The sequence below is a fragment of the Streptomyces sp. NPDC003038 genome (genome assembly GCF_040611115.1).
GTDB lineage: Bacteria > Actinomycetota > Actinomycetes > Streptomycetales > Streptomycetaceae > Streptomyces.
Genome location: NZ_JBEXNN010000018.1, coordinates 87,893 through 104,701, shown reverse-complemented (window position 1 = coordinate 104,701; position 16,809 = coordinate 87,893). Strand labels below are relative to the sequence as shown.

The window sequence follows — 16,809 nt, the reverse complement described above, 5'->3', positions numbered from 1 at the left end:
GGGCCGGTGTCAGTTGGCTTGGCTGTCACGGAATCAGTTCCCGTACGCCTTGGCCGCGTCCGCCTCCAGTCTCGCCTGGATGCCCGCCACGTCCGACGGGTTCGCCAGGAAGTCCTGGAGGGCCTTCCACTCACCCGCGCCCGGGGTCCCGCCGAAGGCCGCCGGAGCCTGGTCCGACATGTCGAAGCGGAAGTCGTCGCCGGCCGCGATCAGCGCCTTGGCGATGTTCCGCTGGATGTCGTTCGGGTAGGCGGCCAGGTCGACCGACTTGTTCGGGGAGACGAAACCGCCCGCGCGGGCCTGGATCTCCGCCGCGTCCGCCGAGGCCAGGAAGGTCAGCAGCGCCTGCGCGCCCTTGGTCGGCTTCAGGGCCACCGCCACGTCACCGCCCGAGACCACCGGCGCCTTCGCGCCGACCGCCGGGAAGGGGAAGACGAGGGCGTCCTCGCCCACCTTCGCCTCGGTCTGCGCGATGTTCACCGCGACGAAGTCGCCCTCGAAGACCATCGCGGCCGCCGGCCGGTCACCGCCGGTGAAGGTCTGGGTCACCGACTTGGGGAACTCGGTGGACAGGGCCCCGCTCGGCCCGCCCGCCAGGAAGTCCTTGCGTCCGAACAGCTCGCCCAGGGTGGTCAGCGCCTGCTTGACGCTGTCGTCCGTCCACTTGATCTGGTGCTTGGCCAACTGGTCGTACTTCTCGGGACCGGCCTGCGAGAGATAGACGTTCTCGAACCAGTCGGTGAGGGTCCAGCCGTCCGCCCCGGCCACCGAGACGGCCGGGGTGCCGGACGCCGAAAGGGTGTCGGCCGCGGTCAGCAGCTCCTTCCACGTCGTCGGGGGCTTGACCCCGGCGGACTCGAAGGCCTTGGCGTTGTACCAGATCAGCGACTTGTTCGCGGCCTTGTAGTAGACCCCGTACTGCGTGCCTCCGACTGCGCCGAGCTCCTTCCAGCCCGCCGAGTAGTTCGCGTCGAGCTGGGTCTTGGCTTCCGGGCCCACCGGCTGCGCCCACTTGTTCTGCACCGCCGAGACCAGCGCCCCGACCTGCGGGAGCAGCGCCACGTCCGGCGGCTGGCCGCCCGCGATCTTCGAGCCGAGGAAGGTGACGATCGGGTCCTGGGCGGGGACGAAGGTGACGGTGGCCCCCGTCCGCTTCTCGAACTCCTTGAGGACCTTGGTGAAGTTCTCCTGCTCGGGGCCCGTCCAGACGGCCGCGACGGACAGCTTCTCGCCGGTCAGTTCCGGTAGTTGGACCCGGGGGGCGCCGACGGTCCCGCCCTGGGTCGGATCCGGTTTCGTGCCGTCCGCGCCGCCACCGCACGCGCCGAGCGTGAGCGCGCCGGCCGCGGCCAGCGCCGCCCAGCTGAGTGTCGTACGGCTCTTCCCGTGCCTGCGCATGGCTGTGCCCCCGATGCCCGTGGTGTGTCCCGGACCACAAGGTCTACGCCGAGCGGCGCGCCCCCGCAATACCGCGTAGCGGCATACGGGGGCGGCCGGTTGGCGCGGCCGGGCGGCTCAGCGGGCCGGCGGGAACAGCACAGGTGTGGCCGAGACCAGGTGGGAGGCCCGCTCCAGGGCGCTGGCCAGCAGCGCGAGGTCGGTCGGGCCGTTGCCCAGCTCACGCACCGGGCGGCGGGCCGGCGGGTCACCCATCCGCTCCCACTCCACCGGGACCACGGTCGGCCTCAAGGTCGCGGTCCGCGGGATCCGGCCGGTGACACGGCCGCCCTGGAACGGGACCGTCCGGCCGTCGGAGTACCGCAGCAGGCCCCGGCCGGGGCCCGGCTGGTCGGGTGCGTCGAGCTCCACGCGCAGCGGGCTCAGCCGGGACAGTTCGGTGCCGGCCGTGCGGTCCGGGCGGGCGCTGGTCGCCACCAGGTGCACCCCGAGCCCGGCCCCCTCGCGGGCCACCGCCTCCAGTGCCCGCACCACCGAACCGGCGGCGGGGCGGCCCGTACTGCCGAGCCCGGGCGCGACCAGCGCGTCGAAATCGTCCACCAGTACCACCAGGCGGGGCAGCGGGCTCGGGCCGACCGGGTCCGTACGGGTGGTGGAGGAACGCAGCCGGAGCGTGCCCGAGCGCTGAGGTTCGACATCGCCGCGCAGCTCGCCCGGGGCCGGCCGACGGGGCGAGACCATCCGCTCGGAGAGCTCGGACGGGCCCTCCCCGCCCCCGCGGGCAAGGGCGTGCCACTCGGCGAAGGGCGCACCGTCCAGCAGTTCGGCGCGGCGCTTGAGCTCGGCGCCGAGCGCCTGCGCGAACTCCCGCATGCGCAGCGGGTCGGAGGCGACGAGGTGGGCGCAGACGTGCGGGAGCTCGGTACAGGGCAGCAGCCCGTCACCGCGCTCGCCCCCGGCCCCGTCGAGGAGCACCAGTCCGAGCCGGTCCGGCCGGGCGGCGGCGCACAGCGACGCGGCGACCGACCGCAGCAGTTCGGTCCGCCCGCTCCCGGCGGGCCCCTCGATGAACAGGTGCGGGCCGTCGTGGACCAGCTCGGCACCGACGGTTCCGCGCCGCCCGCTGCCCAGCACGACCTCGGCCAGGCCGCCGACGCGCTGCCCCTGGTCGGTGGCGGCGGCCCAACGGGCCATCAGGGAGGCGGGGGTGGCCCGGGCCAGACCGAGCTCGTCCAGCAGCCGCGCGGTGGGCGGCAGGGCGGCCGCGGCCGGCCGGTACGGCTCGGCGCCGCCGCCGTCGGTGCGCAGGGGGGCCAGCGCCCGGGCGAACCGCTCGGCCCAGGCAGCGGAGACGGCGTCGGCGGTGGCGGTGCCACCGGACGGGGACGGCTTGCCGCTCCTGACCGCGAAGGTCCGTACGGCCGTGGCCACATCCCCGCTCAGCAGGGCGACCACACCGCAGTCCCGGAAGGCGGGGGTGCTCGCGCAGGCGGCCTCGTACGTCTCGGCGACCGGGGAGGCGGGCGTGGCGGCCGGCGCCTCGGCGAGCGCCAGCACATGGATTCCGGCTGCCGGACCGTGCGAGGCGAGCCGCCCGGTGACATCGCGCAGGGCGCCCGCGCCGGGATCGCCGTCGACGACGAGGAGGGTGTACGGCCCCTCGTACGCGGAGGCGGCCTGCCGGACGCTGTCCTGATCGGCGGCGGCCCAATGGGTGCCGAGCGGGCCGTCGTCGAGGCGCCGGGTCAGCTCACCGGTGCGGGCGGCGGCCTGGTCGCGGTCGTACGCGAGGAGCAGCCGGCAGTCCTGGCCGTGCGCGGGCCGTAGGTGGGGCAGCCAGCCGAGCCAGCCCCAGTCACGCCGCCGCTCGGCGAGTCCCCGCGCCCGGTCGGTGGAGAGGAGCACGATCTCCAGCTGCCCCGGCGCGTGCAGTCCCGCCAGCTGGGCCACCACGCAGCGGGCGACCCCGGCCAGCCTGGCCCGCGGACCGGCGATGCCGAGCGCGCCGACGGTGCGCAGCGCCACCCGGCTTCCGGCGCCGAGCCCCACTTCCAGCGCCCGGGGGTGCCCGGGGCCACGGGACCACAACCGCTCGGTGGGACCCAGCGCGGCCAGCAGCAGCGCGGCCGGGTCGTCCGGGTCGGGCGCGGCGGCCGGAACCGCCTCCGGCGGGATGTGGGCCTCGGGGAGGTCCTCCCCCCGCACCCACTTCCGGGCCCACGCCCCGAGCCCCTTGCGGCGTCCCGCGTGCGCGGAGCCGGGCCCGTCGGGCGAGTCCCGGTCCGGGCTCCCGGACCCGGCCGGGCCCCAGGAGCCGGGGTGCGCGGGGCGGGACCCCGAGGGGCCGCCCGGAGCCGGGGGCGCGGGGTACGGATCCGCCGGGGCGGCGGGCGTGGAGGAGTCCGCGCCACCCCACCGCGCGTCGGCGGGTGCGGGGCGCTGCCCCGCCCTCGGGTCCGGGGTGCTCGGGCGTCCCGGCTCGTGGGCGGTGGGGCGGGGCCCCGGCGGGCCGCCCGGCGTCGGTCCGGCCGCGCCGGGGTCCGGGGCGGGGTCCGGGGCGGGGTCCCGGGCGGGGTCCCGGGCGGGGTCCGGGGCGGAGCCGCCCGCGCCGGGGCGGTGGCGGGGCCCCGGAAAGGCGCCTTGCGTCGGGCCGGATCCGGGCTCCGCGCCGGAGGCGAGCGGCGCCCGGCCCGGAAGCGTGAGGTGACCCTCCAGGTCCGGCACCACCGGCAGGGCGGAGGCGACCGCCTCCCCCGCGGACGCCAGCCGCAGGGTGGATTCGCCGACGCGCAGCAACGCCCCCGGGGGCAGGGCGACCGGCTGGGGCCCCACCGGCAGGCCGTCCAGCGTCGTGCCGTTCGTCGAGCTCAGGTCGGCCACCGAGACCCGCCCGTCCCGCATCACCGTCACCGCGCAGTGCAGCCGGGACACGTCCGGGTCGTCCAGCGGGACATCGGCGTCGGCGGAGCGGCCCACGCGGATCTGCCCGCTGTGCAGCAGGTGCACCCCGCCGGCGTCGGGCCCGGCCACGACGCGCAGCTGGGGCGCGCCGAGGCCCTCCTCCGGCAGGACGTCCGGCACCGGCGCGTGCAGCGCCAGCACCGCGCCGTCCACGAGCGGCGGCTCGCCGAGCACCCGCCGCTGGAGGTCCAGCCGCTCGGCGCCGGCGTACAGCACGACCGTGCCTCCGGTGTCGGGCCCGCCGACGGTGGCCGCGAGCCCGGAGGCGACCGCGGCCAGCGCCGTACCGGCGGGCGCGGTGACGAGGACGTCACAGCTCGCGGGTGCGGTCGAGGTCTGGTGGCCGCTGCGCGACCCAAGGACGGTCAGCCGGATCTGCATCGCCGTCAGCGGTCCCTTCTGCGCGGTGCGCGGTGCGTGCGCCCGGCAGGAGGATGTCGGGACATGGCCGCCCGATCGCCCCCCGCCCGGCACGGACACGTCGTCCGGTCAGGTCTGCCGGAAGGCGGGGCTCCCGTCCCGTGCCGTTCCGTACGGGTGCATCCTCGCACCTGTCGCGGACGACACGCCCGGCACCCGCCGACAAATGATCTTGAGTGGTCGCGGTCCGTCGCGCCCCCCGCTCGGATACGCACGGCTGACCGGGGAATGGCGGGCCATGCCGGGCAGCGCCGGGGAAAATCGCCTCCGGCATACCCCGCGAACATCACCCTTCGCGCATATGTGCGGCAACCAACCTTCGGTGCCCGGCGTCTTCCCCCGGGACACCCCCTAGAGTGGGCCGGAAAACCATTTCGATGGACGGCGGCAGCGAAACGCCGCGATGACGACAGCAGGGGAGCGCGAGACGTGCGGCCAGTCGGCAGCAAGTACCTGCTCGAGGAGCCGCTCGGGCGCGGCGCCACGGGCACCGTCTGGCGCGCCCGCCAGCGGGAGGCCGCAGGCGCGGAGGCGGCCGTCGCCGGCCACGCCGGCGAGACCGTGGCGATCAAGGTCCTCAAGGAGGAGCTGGCGCACGACCCCGACATCGTCATGCGCTTCCTGCGCGAGCGCTCGGTCCTGCTGCGCCTGACGCACCCCAACATCGTGCGCACCCGCGACCTCGTCGTCGAGGGCGATCTCCTCGCCCTGGTCATGGACCTGATCGACGGCCCGGACCTGCACAAGTACCTCCGCCAGAACGGCCCCTTCACACCCGTCGCCGCGAGCCTGCTGACCGCACAGATCGCCGACGCCCTCGCCGCCAGCCATGCCGACGGCGTGGTCCACCGCGATCTGAAGCCCGCCAACGTGCTCCTCGACGAGCGCGGCGGCCAGATGAGGCCGATGCTCACCGACTTCGGCATCGCCCGCCTCGCGGACTCCCCGGGTCTGACCCGCACCCACGAGTTCGTCGGCACCCCCGCCTACGTCGCCCCCGAATCGGCCGAGGGCCGCCCGCAGACCTCCGCCGTCGACATCTACGGCGCCGGCATCCTGCTCTACGAGCTGCTCACCGGCCGCCCGCCGTTCGCCGGCGGGACGGCGCTCGAAGTGCTCCACCGCCACCTCAGCGAGGACCCGCAGCGCCCCTCGACCGTTCCCGAGCCGCTGTGGACGGTCATCGAGCGCTGCCTGCGCAAGGAGCCGAACGACCGCCCCAGCGCCGAGAGCCTGGCCCGCGGGCTGCGCGTGGTCGCCGCCGGCATCGGCGTGCACTCCTCGGCCGTCGAGGTGGAGGCCGCACTCGGCGTCGGCGCGCTGCTCGCGCCCGATCCCTCGCCGGCCCCCGTCCCGGAGACCCCCGGCGCCGCGGACCCGACCCAGATGCTGTCCGCCGCGGGCGGCTCGCCCCTGGGCGGCTACGACCCGAACGCGATGACCAGCGTCATGCCGCCGGTCGGCGCGCCCGACGCCACGTCGGTGCTGCCGAGCACCGGGGCTCCCGGGGCCGATCCGACCTCGGTCATGCCCCCCGTGCGGCAGCCGGACCAGCCGCACCCGTGGCAGTCGCAGATGCAGGCGGCCCGCGACCGCAACGAGCAGACGCAGATCCAGTTCCTCGACCCGAACGAGGACCCGCTGCGCCGCCGTCCGCAGCGGCAGGCGCCTCCGCCGCCGCAGCACCAGCCGCGCCGGCCCCATCAGCCGTACCGTCAGGGCCCGCCGCAGCCCCAGTACCAGCAGCCCCCGCAGCAGCAGTACGCGCCTCCGCCGCCGCAGCACTACCAGCCGCAGCAGCAACAGCCTCAGCAGTACCAGCAGCCGCAGCAGCCCCAGTACCGCCAGCCGCAGCAGCCTCGGCAGGCGCCCCCGCCGCAGCCGCCCGCCCGCCGGGAGCCGCGCGAGCCGCGCCGCCGCAGCGCCAACCCGGTGCGGATCCCCGGCCTCGGCTGCCTCAAGGGCTGCCTGGTCATGATCCTCCTGTTCGTCGTGGCGGGCTGGATGATCTGGGAGTTCACCGGGCTCCAGGAGTGGATCGGCACCGGCAGGGGCTGGTGGGACCAGCTGTGGACCTGGGGGACCGAGGTCGTCGGCTGGATCGGCTCCATCGGCGAAGCCACGGGCGGCACCACTCCCTGAATCGCGCACCGGTAGCGCCGAGTTCGTGGATTTGTCGACTTCTGGGGCGTGATTTCGCCCGCAGAAGTGAAGGTCGCCGCGAATCGGGCCCCCTACTGGCCTCCAACCCCGACCCGGCCGCGTAGCTTTGGTGCGTACTTCAGCCGCTGAGGGAGCAGTCGTGGCACGGAAGATCGGCAGCCGGTACACCGCGCACCAGATCCTGGGGCGCGGCAGCGCGGGCACGGTGTGGCTGGGTGAGGGGCCGGACGGGCCCGTCGCCGTCAAACTGCTGCGCGAGGACCTCGCGTCCGACCAGGAGCTGGTCGGACGGTTCGTCCAGGAACGCAGCGCGCTGCTCGGCCTGGAGCATCCGCACGTCGTCTCCGTCCGGGACCTCGTCGTCGACGGCAACGACCTCGCCCTCGTCATGGACCTGGTGCGCGGTACGGACCTGCGCACGCGCCTCGATCGCGAGCGGCGGCTCGCCCCCGAGGCGGCCGTGGCGATCGTCGCGGACGTCGCGGACGCCCTGGCGGCGGCGCACGCGGCGGGGGTCGTGCACCGCGACGTCAAGCCCGAGAACGTACTGCTCGACATGCAGGGGCCGCTCGGCCCGGGCGGCGCGCACCCGGCCCTGCTGACCGACTTCGGCGTGGCCAAACTGATCGACTCTCCGCGCCGGGCCTCGGCCGGACGGGCCTCGGCCCCGACCACCCGGATCATCGGTACGCCGGACTATCTGGCGCCGGAGATAGTGGAGGGCCTTCCGCCGCGGGCGGCGGTGGACATATACGCCCTGGCCACGGTCCTGTACGAGCTGCTGGCCGGTTTCACCCCCTTCGGCGGGGGCCATCCCGGCGCGGTCCTGCGCCGGCACGTGACCGAGACCGTCGTCCCGCTGCCGGGGATCCCCGACGAACTGTGGCAGTTGGTCGTCCAGTGCCTGGCCAAGGCCCCCGCCTCGCGCCTGCGGGCGTCGGAGCTGTCGGCCCGCCTGCGGCACCTCCTGCCGATGCTGGCCGGGATGCCGCCGCTCGACGTGGACGAGCCGGACGACGCGGAGCCGGAGCCGAAGGAGCCGGAGGAGGCCGTGGCCGAGCACCCGGTCCGGCGCCGGGGCGTGGTCCCGCTGGTGCCGGGGTCCGCGACGGACTCCAACCGGGACACCCACACCTCGATGCGGGTGCCCGGGCCGGACGAACTGGCCGGGGGTGCGCTCGGCACGGCGCGGGTGCCGCGTCCGGCCGGAGGCCATCGGCCGGGTGCGGCCCGCCACCGGGCGGAGGCGGCGCGCAAGCGACGGCTGGTGCTGACCGGTGCGGCGGTCGCCCTCGTGGCGGCGGTCGGGGTGGGCGGCTGGCTCGCCGTCTCAGGTGGCGAGGAGCCGGCCACCCCGCAGGACACCAAGCAGTCGGGCCCGGCCACGCCGTAGCGCCTGCGGCGCCGCTGCCGGCCCCGCCCCGGTCACCGCACTAGCGCGGCGGGGCTGAAATGGCGTCGTCGGCGCGTGAGGCGCAGGTCCGGGCTGAGCCCCGGGAGTCCCCTACGCCTTCAGCAGCTGCGGGTGCCAGCGCCGCGCCACGGCCGGGTGGGCGCGGACCCAGCCCTTCATCTCGTTGCGCCCGTACTCCGCGTGCAGCGGGTTCGCCGCGTCGTGCGCGATACCCGGGGCGTGGGGCAGGTAGTCGCCCGGAACGGTCTCCACCACCGCGTCCAGCCGCGGGTTGTAGAAGAACGGCACCGAGTACCGCTCCACCGCCCCCGGCGGGCTGACCACCCGGTGGTCGGTCGCCGTCAGGTAGCCCTCGGTCGCGATCTCCAGCAGCTCGCCCAGATTGACCACGAAGGCGCCCGGCAGCGGCGGCACGTCCAGGTAGCCCCCGTCCCGCACGACCTGGAGGCCGCCCACCGAGTCCTGGAGCAGGAGCGTCAGGAAGCCGTAGTCCTTGTGTGCGCCCACCCCCTGGTCGGTGCCGGAGGGGGCGGAGCCCGGGTAGCGGATCAGCTTGGTGTGCAGGTGGGGCCGGTCCGCGAAGGCCGCGTCGAAGAAGTCCGCCGGGGCGCCGATCGAGACCAGGAGCTCCTGGAGCAGCCGGTGGGCCACGCCCGCCAGCCTGGTCTGCCACTCCAGTACGGCTTCCCGCAGCTCCGGCAGGGCCGCCGGCCACTGGTTCGGGCCCTCCAGCCAGAGGTACGCCGGGTCGTCCGGTCCCACGGCCGGCGCGGGGCGCTCGGCGCCGACGTCCAGCTGGTCCCGCCAGTCCGTGGCGCCGCCGGTCAGCTCGTGGCCGATCCGGGTGTAGCCGCGAAAGTGCGGGGAGTTCAGATTGCTCACGGCGAGCCGGTCGGCTTCCGGGAGGGCGAAGAACGCCCGGGTCAACTCCAGGATGCGGGCGGTTTCGGCGGCGGTGACGCCGTGCCCGGTGAGGTGCAGGAAGCCGGTGTCCCGGGCCGCTGCGTGAAGCTCCTTCAGGAACCCGGCTCGCAGCTGCGGGTCGTCGGCCTGGGAGAGGTCCAGGACGGGCAGGGTGTGCGCGGACGGCATGACGGCTCCGTTTCGGATGTCACGGGGTCCTGTTCCCCAGAGGTGGCGGGGCCGCGGGTGGGGGGAGGGCCGCCGGCAGGGATGGCGCCGGGGGCCGCGGAGGCCGCGTACAGGACCAAGTCGGATCGTGGTGGATCAGGCTTGGGGATGGTCCGGCGGCAGACAGCTCGTCGTCGTGACACGCATGTGGTCCACATGACGGCGCTTGACGAGGAGAACGGTCATACGGTGAGCGTACGCCCGTACCCATGTTCATCAGTACGGGTGATTCGGCCTGCCCGGACGGCCATGTCCGGGGACCGGCTACGCTGGACCCGTGGCAGTCGTCGATGTTTCCGAAGAGCTGAAGTCCCTCTCCTCGACCATGGGGTCGATCGAGGCCGTCCTGGACCTCGACAAGCTGAGGGCAGAGATCGCCGTGCTCGAGGAGCAGGCCGCCGCGCCGTCCCTGTGGGACGACCCGGAGGCCGCCCAGAAGATCACGAGCAAGCTTTCGCACCTCCAGGCCGAGGTGCGCAAGACCGAGAATCTGCGCAGCCGCATCGACGACCTCGCGGTCCTCTTCGAGCTCGCGCAGGAGATGGAGGACGCGGACACCCTCGCCGAGGCGGAGACCGAGCTGGTCGCCGTGCGCAAGGCGCTGGAGGAGATGGAAGTCCGGACCCTCCTGTCCGGCGAGTACGCCGAGCGCGAGGCCCTGGTCAACATCCGCGCCGAGGCCGGCGGCGTCGACGCCTCCGACTTCGCCGAGCGCCTGCAGCGCATGTACCTGCGCTGGGCCGAGCGGCACGGCTACGCCACCGAGGTCTACGAGACGTCGTACGCGGAAGAGGCCGGCATCAAGTCGACCACCTTCGTCGTCAAGGCCCCGTACGCCTACGGCACCCTCTCCGTCGAGCAGGGCACGCACCGTCTCGTGCGCATCTCCCCCTTCGACAACCAGGGCCGCCGCCAGACCTCCTTCGCGGGTGTCGAGGTGCTGCCCGTCGTCGAGTCCAGCGACCACGTCGAGATCGACGAGGGCGAGCTGCGCATCGACGTGTACCGCGCCTCCGGCCCCGGTGGCCAGGGCGTCAACACCACCGACTCGGCGGTGCGCATCACGCACCTGCCGACCGGCATCGTGGTCTCCTGCCAGAACGAGCGCTCGCAGATCCAGAACAAGGCCAGCGCGATGAACGTGCTCCAGGCCAAGCTGCTGGAGCGGCGCCGCCAGGAGGAGCAGGCCAAGATGGACGCCCTCAAGGACGGCGGCAGCTCCTGGGGCAACCAGATGCGGTCCTACGTCCTGCACCCGTACCAGATGGTCAAGGACCTGCGGACGGAGTTCGAGGTCGGCAACCCGCAGGCGGTGCTCGACGGCGAGATCGACGGCTTCCTGGAGGCCGGCATCCGCTGGCGCAAGCAGCAGGAGCAGACCGCGTAAGGAAGCGCGGGACCGGATCGCACCGCGTCACCGCGTAGTGACGTGCGGAAGGGCCCGGACCCCACTCGACCAGTGGGTGTCCGGGCCCTTCCGCACGTCATACGTGTGATCGGTACGCGGCGCGAGCCGCACGGACGGGCGACGCCCGCACCTGCGACGCTTGACGCCGCGCCGCAGGGCCTACGCCGTCTGCTGCGCGACCAGGGCCAGAGCTGCGACGAGGACCACCAGAAGCGCTATGAGCGCCACGGGATTCAGGCCGGAGAAGGGGCCCTCCTGCTGCTGGAGGCGCGCCCGGTGCGCCCGGCACACCGGGCAGCGGCCCTGGTCCACGGGCGCGGCGCAGTTCGCGCAGACGAGCCGGTCATATGTCATGCGCTCCTCCTCTCGTCCCCTCGGTCCCTCTGTACAGAGACAACGGTGTGGGGAACGCGACCGTTCCCCCTCCCACTGTGCCAGTTTCGGCGACATTCGGCGCGCCCCGTCCGGACCGTCACGGTCCGCCCCCACCCGGACCCCGGGACATATGGGGCAACTCCGGATGCCGGGTCCACACGCCGTGCCCGTTCGCGTATGGTCACGCACACCTACTCCCGGCGACCGTGGTGCATCCGTGATCCGATTCGACAGCGTCTCCAAGTCCTACCCGAAGCAGAACCGTCCCGCGCTCAGAGATGTCTCCCTCGACATCGCGAAGGGCGAGTTCGTCTTCCTGGTCGGCTCCTCCGGCTCCGGCAAGTCCACCTTCCTGCGGCTCCTCCTGCGCGAGGAGCGGGCGAGCCACGGCCAGGTGCACGTCCTGGGCAAGGACCTCGCCAAGCTCTCCAACTGGAAGGTTCCGCAGATGCGGCGCCAGCTGGGGACCGTCTTCCAGGACTTCCGCCTGCTGCCCAACAAGACGGTGGCCGAGAACGTCGCCTTCGCGCAGGAGGTCATCGGCAAGCCGAGGGGCGAGATCCGCAAGGCCGTCCCGCAGGTCCTCGAGCTGGTGGGCCTGGGCGGCAAGGAGGAGCGGATGCCCGGCGAGCTCTCCGGCGGTGAGCAGCAGCGCGTGGCCATCGCCCGCGCCTTCGTCAACCGCCCCGCCCTGCTGATCGCGGACGAGCCCACCGGCAACCTCGACCCGCAGACCTCCGTCGGGATCATGAAGCTCCTGGACCGGATCAACCGGACCGGCACCACTGTGATCATGGCGACCCACGACCAGCAGATCGTGGACCAGATGCGCAAGCGCGTCATCGAACTCGAACAGGGCCGTCTCGTACGCGACCAGTCGCGCGGCGTCTACGGCTACCAGCACTGAAAGGACGCCATGCGCGCCCAGTTCGTCATGTCGGAGATCGGCGTCGGTCTCCGTCGCAATCTCACCATGACCTTCGCGGTCATCATCTCCGTGGCCCTGTCGCTGGCCCTGTTCGGTGGCTCCCTGCTCATGAGCGACCAGGTGAGCAAGATGAAGGGCTACTGGTACGACAAGGCCAACGTCTCGATCTACCTTTGCAACGCGCAAGACGCCAAGGACGCGGGCGGTGCCGCCAAGCCGGACGCCACGGGAGCCGTCGGCGTCGCCACCTGCTCCAAGGGTGCGGTGACGGCCGAGCAGAAGCAGGCCCTGGAGAGCGAGCTCAAGGGCATGGACCTCGTCGAGAGCGTCCATTACGAGTCAGCCGACGAGGCGTACAAGCACTACCAGGAGGAGTACGGCCACACCGCGCTGGCCGGCTCCATCACCCCGGACCAGATGCAGGAATCCTTCCGGGTCAAGCTCAAGAACCCGGAGAAGTACAAGGTCATCACCAGCGCCTTCACCGGCCGCGACGGGGTGATGGAGGTCCAGGACCAGCACCGGGAGATGGACAGCCTCTTCAAGTACCTCGGCCTGCTCAACTGGGCCGCGCTCGGCATCATGCTGATCATGCTGATCGTGGCGCTCCTGCTGATCGTCAACACGGTGCGCGTCTCGGCGTTCAGCCGTCGGCGGGAGACCGGGATCATGCGGCTGGTGGGCGCCTCCAGCTTCTACATCCAGGTGCCCTTCATCATGGAGGCGGCCGTCGCCGGCCTGATCGGCGCCGTCATAGCGTGCGTCATGCTCGGTTCCGGTCAGTACTTCGTGATCGACCACGGGCTGGGACTGCGCGAGAAGATGGAGCTGATCAAGTTCGTGGGCTGGGACTCGGTCCTCACCAAGATGCCGTACGTGCTCGCCATCGGAGTCCTGATGCCCTCCATGGCCGCGTTCATCGCATTGCGCAAGTACCTGAAGGTGTGACAAGCGCCCTGTGTGAGCTGAGGTCAACCCTCAGTGGCCGCACGGGGCTTGTCCTAGACTCGGCGCCATGCCGGGACTGCCCGCCCTCTGTCTCCGGCCCCGCGACTCGCGTCGCGGGGCCGTTTTGACGTTGGTCTTCCTCACGAGCGTCGCCGCCGCCGTGAGCACCGGTTGCTGGGACCGCGAAGACGTCTCCACCGCCGCTTCCGCCGCGCAGGCCGCCCATATGGGCGGCGCCGCGCCCGCAGGGCCCCGTGAGACGGGCACCGCCGACCGGGAGGCCGTCGCCCGGGCCGCCGCCGAGGCCGTCGCCGACGGGAAGTCCGGCAAGAAAGCCGCCCAGGACGTGGTCAGCCGCAGCGGCGACCGCTGGGGCACGGTCTACGACCAGGACGAGTACGCCGCCTTCGCCGAGGGCCTCGACGGCCGCTGGACCGGCGTCGGACTCTGGGCCAGGCGCGGCCACCACGGCCTGATCGCGGTCGACCGGGTGCAGCCCGGCGGCCCCGCCGCCCGGGCCGGCCTGCGGGCCGGTGACCGGCTGCTGAGCGTGGACGGTCATGCCGTCACCGGCCTGGCCGTGACCGATGTGGTGGCCCTGCTGCGCGGCGAGGCCGGCACCCCCGTCGTGCTGACGTTCAGCCGGGACGGGGCCGACCTCACCGAGACCGTCCGCCGGGAGCAGCTGCGTACGGAGCCCGTGACCGTACGGCAGCTCCCGGGCGGGGTCACCGTCATCAAGGTGGCCTCCTTCACCCGGGGTTCGGGCGAGCGGGTCAAGGCCGCCGTCCGCGCCGCCCCGCCCGGCGCCGGGCTTCTGCTCGACCTGCGCGGCAACCCGGGCGGGTTGGTCACCGAGGCGGTGACGGCCGCCTCGGCCTTCCTGGACGGCGGGCTGGTGGCGACGTACGACGTACGGGGTGCCCAGCGCGCCCTGTACGCCGCACCGGGCGGGGACACCGCCCGGCCGCTGGTGGCCCTGGTCGACGGCGGCACCATGAGCGCGGCGGAGCTGGTGACGGGCGCCCTCCAGGACCGGGGCCGCGCGGTGACCGTCGGGAGCCGGACCTTCGGCAAGGGTTCGGTGCAGATGCCGACGGAGCTTCCGGGCGGCTCGGTGGCCGAGCTCACGGTGGGCACGTACCGCACTCCGGCGGGCCGCAGCCTGGACGGCAGCGGCATCACACCGGACCTGGCGGCGGGCGACGGCGCCGAGGAGCGGGCCACAGCGGTATTGGGTGGCCTCGGGGTGGGTCCGTAGTGCGAAAATGACCGCACTATGGCTAAGGAAAAAGGGCGCAAGCTGATCGCCCAGAACAAGAAGGCGCGGCACGACTACACGATCATCGACACCTACGAGTGCGGTCTCGTGCTCACCGGTACCGAGGTCAAGTCGCTGCGGCAGGGCCGGGCCTCCCTGGTGGACGGCTTCGTCACGATGGAGAGCCGCGAGGCCTGGCTGTACAACGTCCACGTGCCGGAGTACAGCCAGGGGACCTGGACCAACCACAGCGCCCGGCGCAAGCGGAAGCTCCTCATGCACCGGGAGGAGATCGACAAGCTGGAGTCGAAGGCCTCGGAGACGGGTCACACGATCGTGCCCCTCGCGCTGTACTTCAAGGACGGCCGCTGCAAGGTCGAGATCGCGCTGGCGAAGGGCAAGAAGGAGTACGACAAGCGGCAGGCGCTGCGGGAGAAGCAGGACACCCGCGAGACCAACCGCGCGATCGCGGCGGTGCGGCGCAAGCAGCGCGGCGAGTAGGAGCCGTCCGGGAGCCGGGTTTTAATCTCCTGGCATGCCGTGGTCCACTTCGCGTACCATGGTCTCAGCGCCACACGCTTGCGAGTGGCGCTCGTTGAGCGGTACACAGCTCAGCGGCACCTAACTCAATAGCGGTCAACATGGGGATGATCGGTTTCGACAGCGGATGTCGATGCAGGGGAAGCGAGCCGAGGAAGCGGCAATGATCTCGTAAACCACCTGTCGCAAAAAACAATCGCCAACTCCAAGAGCGATAACTCCCGCTTCACCCTCGCTGCCTAATAACAGTGAGCTGAAGCCTCTGTGAGGAGCGTCAGCCCGGAAGTGGTCCCGGTCCGGACCCTGGCGTCAATTAGGGATCTAAACCTCTAGCCCGGGTCACGGGGGTTGGAGGGAAATCAAACAGTGACTGAGCCCGTCGGAGACTTGTCCGTGTGATCTCCGGGGCCGAGAAAAGCGCAGCGGACTGCGCTCGGAGAAGCCCTGCTTCTGCACCGTTGGACGCGGGTTCGATTCCCGCCATCTCCACCACCCCATGTGGGCAAAGGCCTCGCAGCCTCACGGCTGCGGGGCCTTCGTCATGCCCGGGAGCCCTGACCCCGAGCCACTGACAGCAGGGCCATGAGGGCGGCGGCCGCGGGGAGGGCGTAGGCCGCCGGGGGGCCGAAATGGTCGACGGCCAGGCCTGCCGTGGCCGAGCCGGCCGCTATGCCCGCCAGGATCGCGGTCACCGCGAGGGTCATGCCTTCGTTGAGACGGCCCTCGGGGGTGAGCGCGTGGACCCGGGACATCGCCGTCACCATCGTCGGGGCCGTGGCCATGCCGGCCAGGAGGAGGGCGGTGGCGAGGGCGGGCAGGGAGCCGGTGGCCGCCGCGGCCCAGGGGAGGGCCATGAGGGGGGCCAGCGCGCACAGGCAGGCCCGCAGGGAGCGGGGGCGCCGAGTGCCGTAGAGCAGGCCGGCCGCGCAGGAGCCCGCCGCCTGGAGGGCGAGGATCAGGCCGGACGCCGCGCCCAGGCCGCGGGCGTCGAGGTAGGCGATCGAGGCGACCTCCATCGAGCCGAAGACCAGGCCCAGGGTGAGGAAGAGCACGAGCATCGGGCCCAGGGCGCGCACGGGCGAGCCGCGGCGGGGCGTTGCCGTCGCCGGGGGCTCCGTGCCGCGCTGCGAGGTGAAGACCAGCATGCCGGCCAGGAACAGGACCGCGCCGGTGAGGGTGCCGGCCTCGGGGAAGACGATCGTGCAGAGGAAGGCCGCCAGGACCGGGCCGAGCATGTAGCACAGCTCGTCGGCGGCCTGCTCGAAGGACATCGCGGTGTGGTGCGAGGACGGGGAGTCGCGCAGCAGGTGGGTCCAGCGGGCGCGGGCCATGCCGCCGATGTTGGGGGTGGTGGCGGTCGCCGCGTAGGAGGCGAAGAGCGTCCAGGCGGGGGCCTGGGCACGGACGCACGCGATCAGGGCGAGCGAGCCGAGGACCGCGATCACGGTGGCCGGGAGGGCGATCCGGGCCTGGCCGTGGCGGTCGATCAGTCGGGCGGTCCAGGGCGCGACGAGGGCGGTGGCGGCGAGGCCGGTCGCGGTGACCGCGCCGGCGAGGGCGTACGAGCCCCGCTGCTCGGCAATCATCATGACCGCGCTGACCGCGAACATGCCCATGGGGAGCCGGGCGAGGAGGTTGCCGGTGGTGAACCCGCGGGTGCCGGGGAGGGCGAAGAGGCTGCGGTACGGGCCGTGGGCGCGCGCGGGCCCCGGCGGGAGGGCCGGGACGGGAGCCGGGCCCGGCGCCCGGACCGGGGCAGGGGCCGGGGCCGGGCTCGGGGCGGGGGCGGGGGCGGCGAGCACGAGCGTGCTGCCGGTGACGGTCATGAAGGGCATGGCAACAGCCTCGGTCGCGCCCGCAGG

The 16,809-nt window shown here is 73.2% G+C and carries 12 protein-coding genes and 1 other RNA gene; 8 read left to right on the top strand and 5 right to left on the bottom strand.

Annotation, left to right across the window (positions count from 1 at the left end):
* Positions 1-33: 33 nt before the first annotated feature.
* Positions 34-1,398: an ABC transporter substrate-binding protein gene (locus tag ABZX75_RS22530; RefSeq protein WP_355413223.1), complete on the bottom strand. Its 1,365-nt coding sequence runs from the start codon at positions 1,396-1,398 to the stop codon at positions 34-36.
* A 117-nt stretch (positions 1,399-1,515) separates the two neighbouring features.
* On the bottom strand, positions 1,516-4,740 hold the full coding sequence (locus ABZX75_RS22525; RefSeq protein WP_355413221.1) for an FHA domain-containing protein: 3,225 nt from the start codon (positions 4,738-4,740) through the stop codon (positions 1,516-1,518).
* Between the two features lie 468 nt (positions 4,741-5,208).
* Between ABZX75_RS22525 and ABZX75_RS22520 the strand changes: the two genes are divergently transcribed.
* Together ABZX75_RS22520 and ABZX75_RS22515 are read left to right on the top strand one after the other, a co-directional pair.
* Positions 5,209-6,921, top strand: coding sequence for a protein kinase (locus ABZX75_RS22520; protein ID WP_355413219.1), 1,713 nt, complete (start codon positions 5,209-5,211; stop codon positions 6,919-6,921).
* A gap of 160 nt (positions 6,922-7,081) precedes the next feature.
* Complete coding sequence (locus ABZX75_RS22515) at positions 7,082-8,335, top strand: serine/threonine-protein kinase (RefSeq protein WP_355413217.1); 1,254 nt, start codon at positions 7,082-7,084, stop codon at positions 8,333-8,335.
* 111 nt (positions 8,336-8,446) lie between these two features.
* Here ABZX75_RS22515 and ABZX75_RS22510 read toward each other — a convergent pair whose 3' ends face one another.
* Positions 8,447-9,448: a 2-oxoglutarate and iron-dependent oxygenase domain-containing protein gene (locus ABZX75_RS22510; RefSeq protein ID WP_355413215.1), complete on the bottom strand. Its 1,002-nt coding sequence runs from the start codon at positions 9,446-9,448 to the stop codon at positions 8,447-8,449.
* A 316-nt stretch (positions 9,449-9,764) separates the two neighbouring features.
* Here ABZX75_RS22510 and prfB point away from each other — a divergent pair, with 316 nt between their 5' ends.
* Positions 9,765-10,874: a peptide chain release factor 2 gene (prfB, locus tag ABZX75_RS22505; protein WP_355413213.1), complete on the top strand. Its 1,110-nt coding sequence runs from the start codon at positions 9,765-9,767 to the stop codon at positions 10,872-10,874.
* Between the two features lie 180 nt (positions 10,875-11,054).
* Here the strand turns inward: prfB and ABZX75_RS22500 are convergent, their stop codons facing one another.
* Entirely contained in the window at positions 11,055-11,249 is a 195-nt protein-coding gene (locus tag ABZX75_RS22500) for a hypothetical protein (protein WP_355413211.1), read from the bottom strand.
* Positions 11,250-11,487: 238 nt separating this feature from the next.
* On the opposite strand from ABZX75_RS22500, the gene ftsE reads away from it, so the two are divergent.
* From ftsE to ssrA, 5 genes are all read left to right on the top strand, one after another.
* Complete coding sequence (gene ftsE / locus ABZX75_RS22495; protein WP_355413209.1) at positions 11,488-12,177, top strand: cell division ATP-binding protein FtsE; 690 nt, start codon at positions 11,488-11,490, stop codon at positions 12,175-12,177.
* Positions 12,178-12,186: 9 nt separating this feature from the next.
* Entirely contained in the window at positions 12,187-13,146 is a 960-nt protein-coding gene (gene ftsX / locus ABZX75_RS22490) for a permease-like cell division protein FtsX (protein WP_355413207.1), read from the top strand.
* A gap of 67 nt (positions 13,147-13,213) precedes the next feature.
* Positions 13,214-14,407, top strand: a complete 1,194-nt coding sequence (locus ABZX75_RS22485) for a S41 family peptidase (RefSeq protein WP_355413205.1) — start codon at positions 13,214-13,216, stop codon at positions 14,405-14,407.
* A gap of 18 nt (positions 14,408-14,425) precedes the next feature.
* Positions 14,426-14,908: an SsrA-binding protein SmpB gene (smpB, locus tag ABZX75_RS22480; RefSeq protein ID WP_355413203.1), complete on the top strand. Its 483-nt coding sequence runs from the start codon at positions 14,426-14,428 to the stop codon at positions 14,906-14,908.
* A 142-nt stretch (positions 14,909-15,050) separates the two neighbouring features.
* Positions 15,051-15,439, top strand: a transfer-messenger RNA (tmRNA) gene (gene ssrA, locus ABZX75_RS22475).
* Between the two features lie 47 nt (positions 15,440-15,486).
* Here ssrA and ABZX75_RS22470 read toward each other — a convergent pair.
* On the bottom strand, positions 15,487-16,782 hold the full coding sequence (locus tag ABZX75_RS22470; RefSeq protein ID WP_355413201.1) for an MFS transporter: 1,296 nt from the start codon (positions 16,780-16,782) through the stop codon (positions 15,487-15,489).
* Between the last annotated feature and the right edge of the window lie 27 nt (positions 16,783-16,809).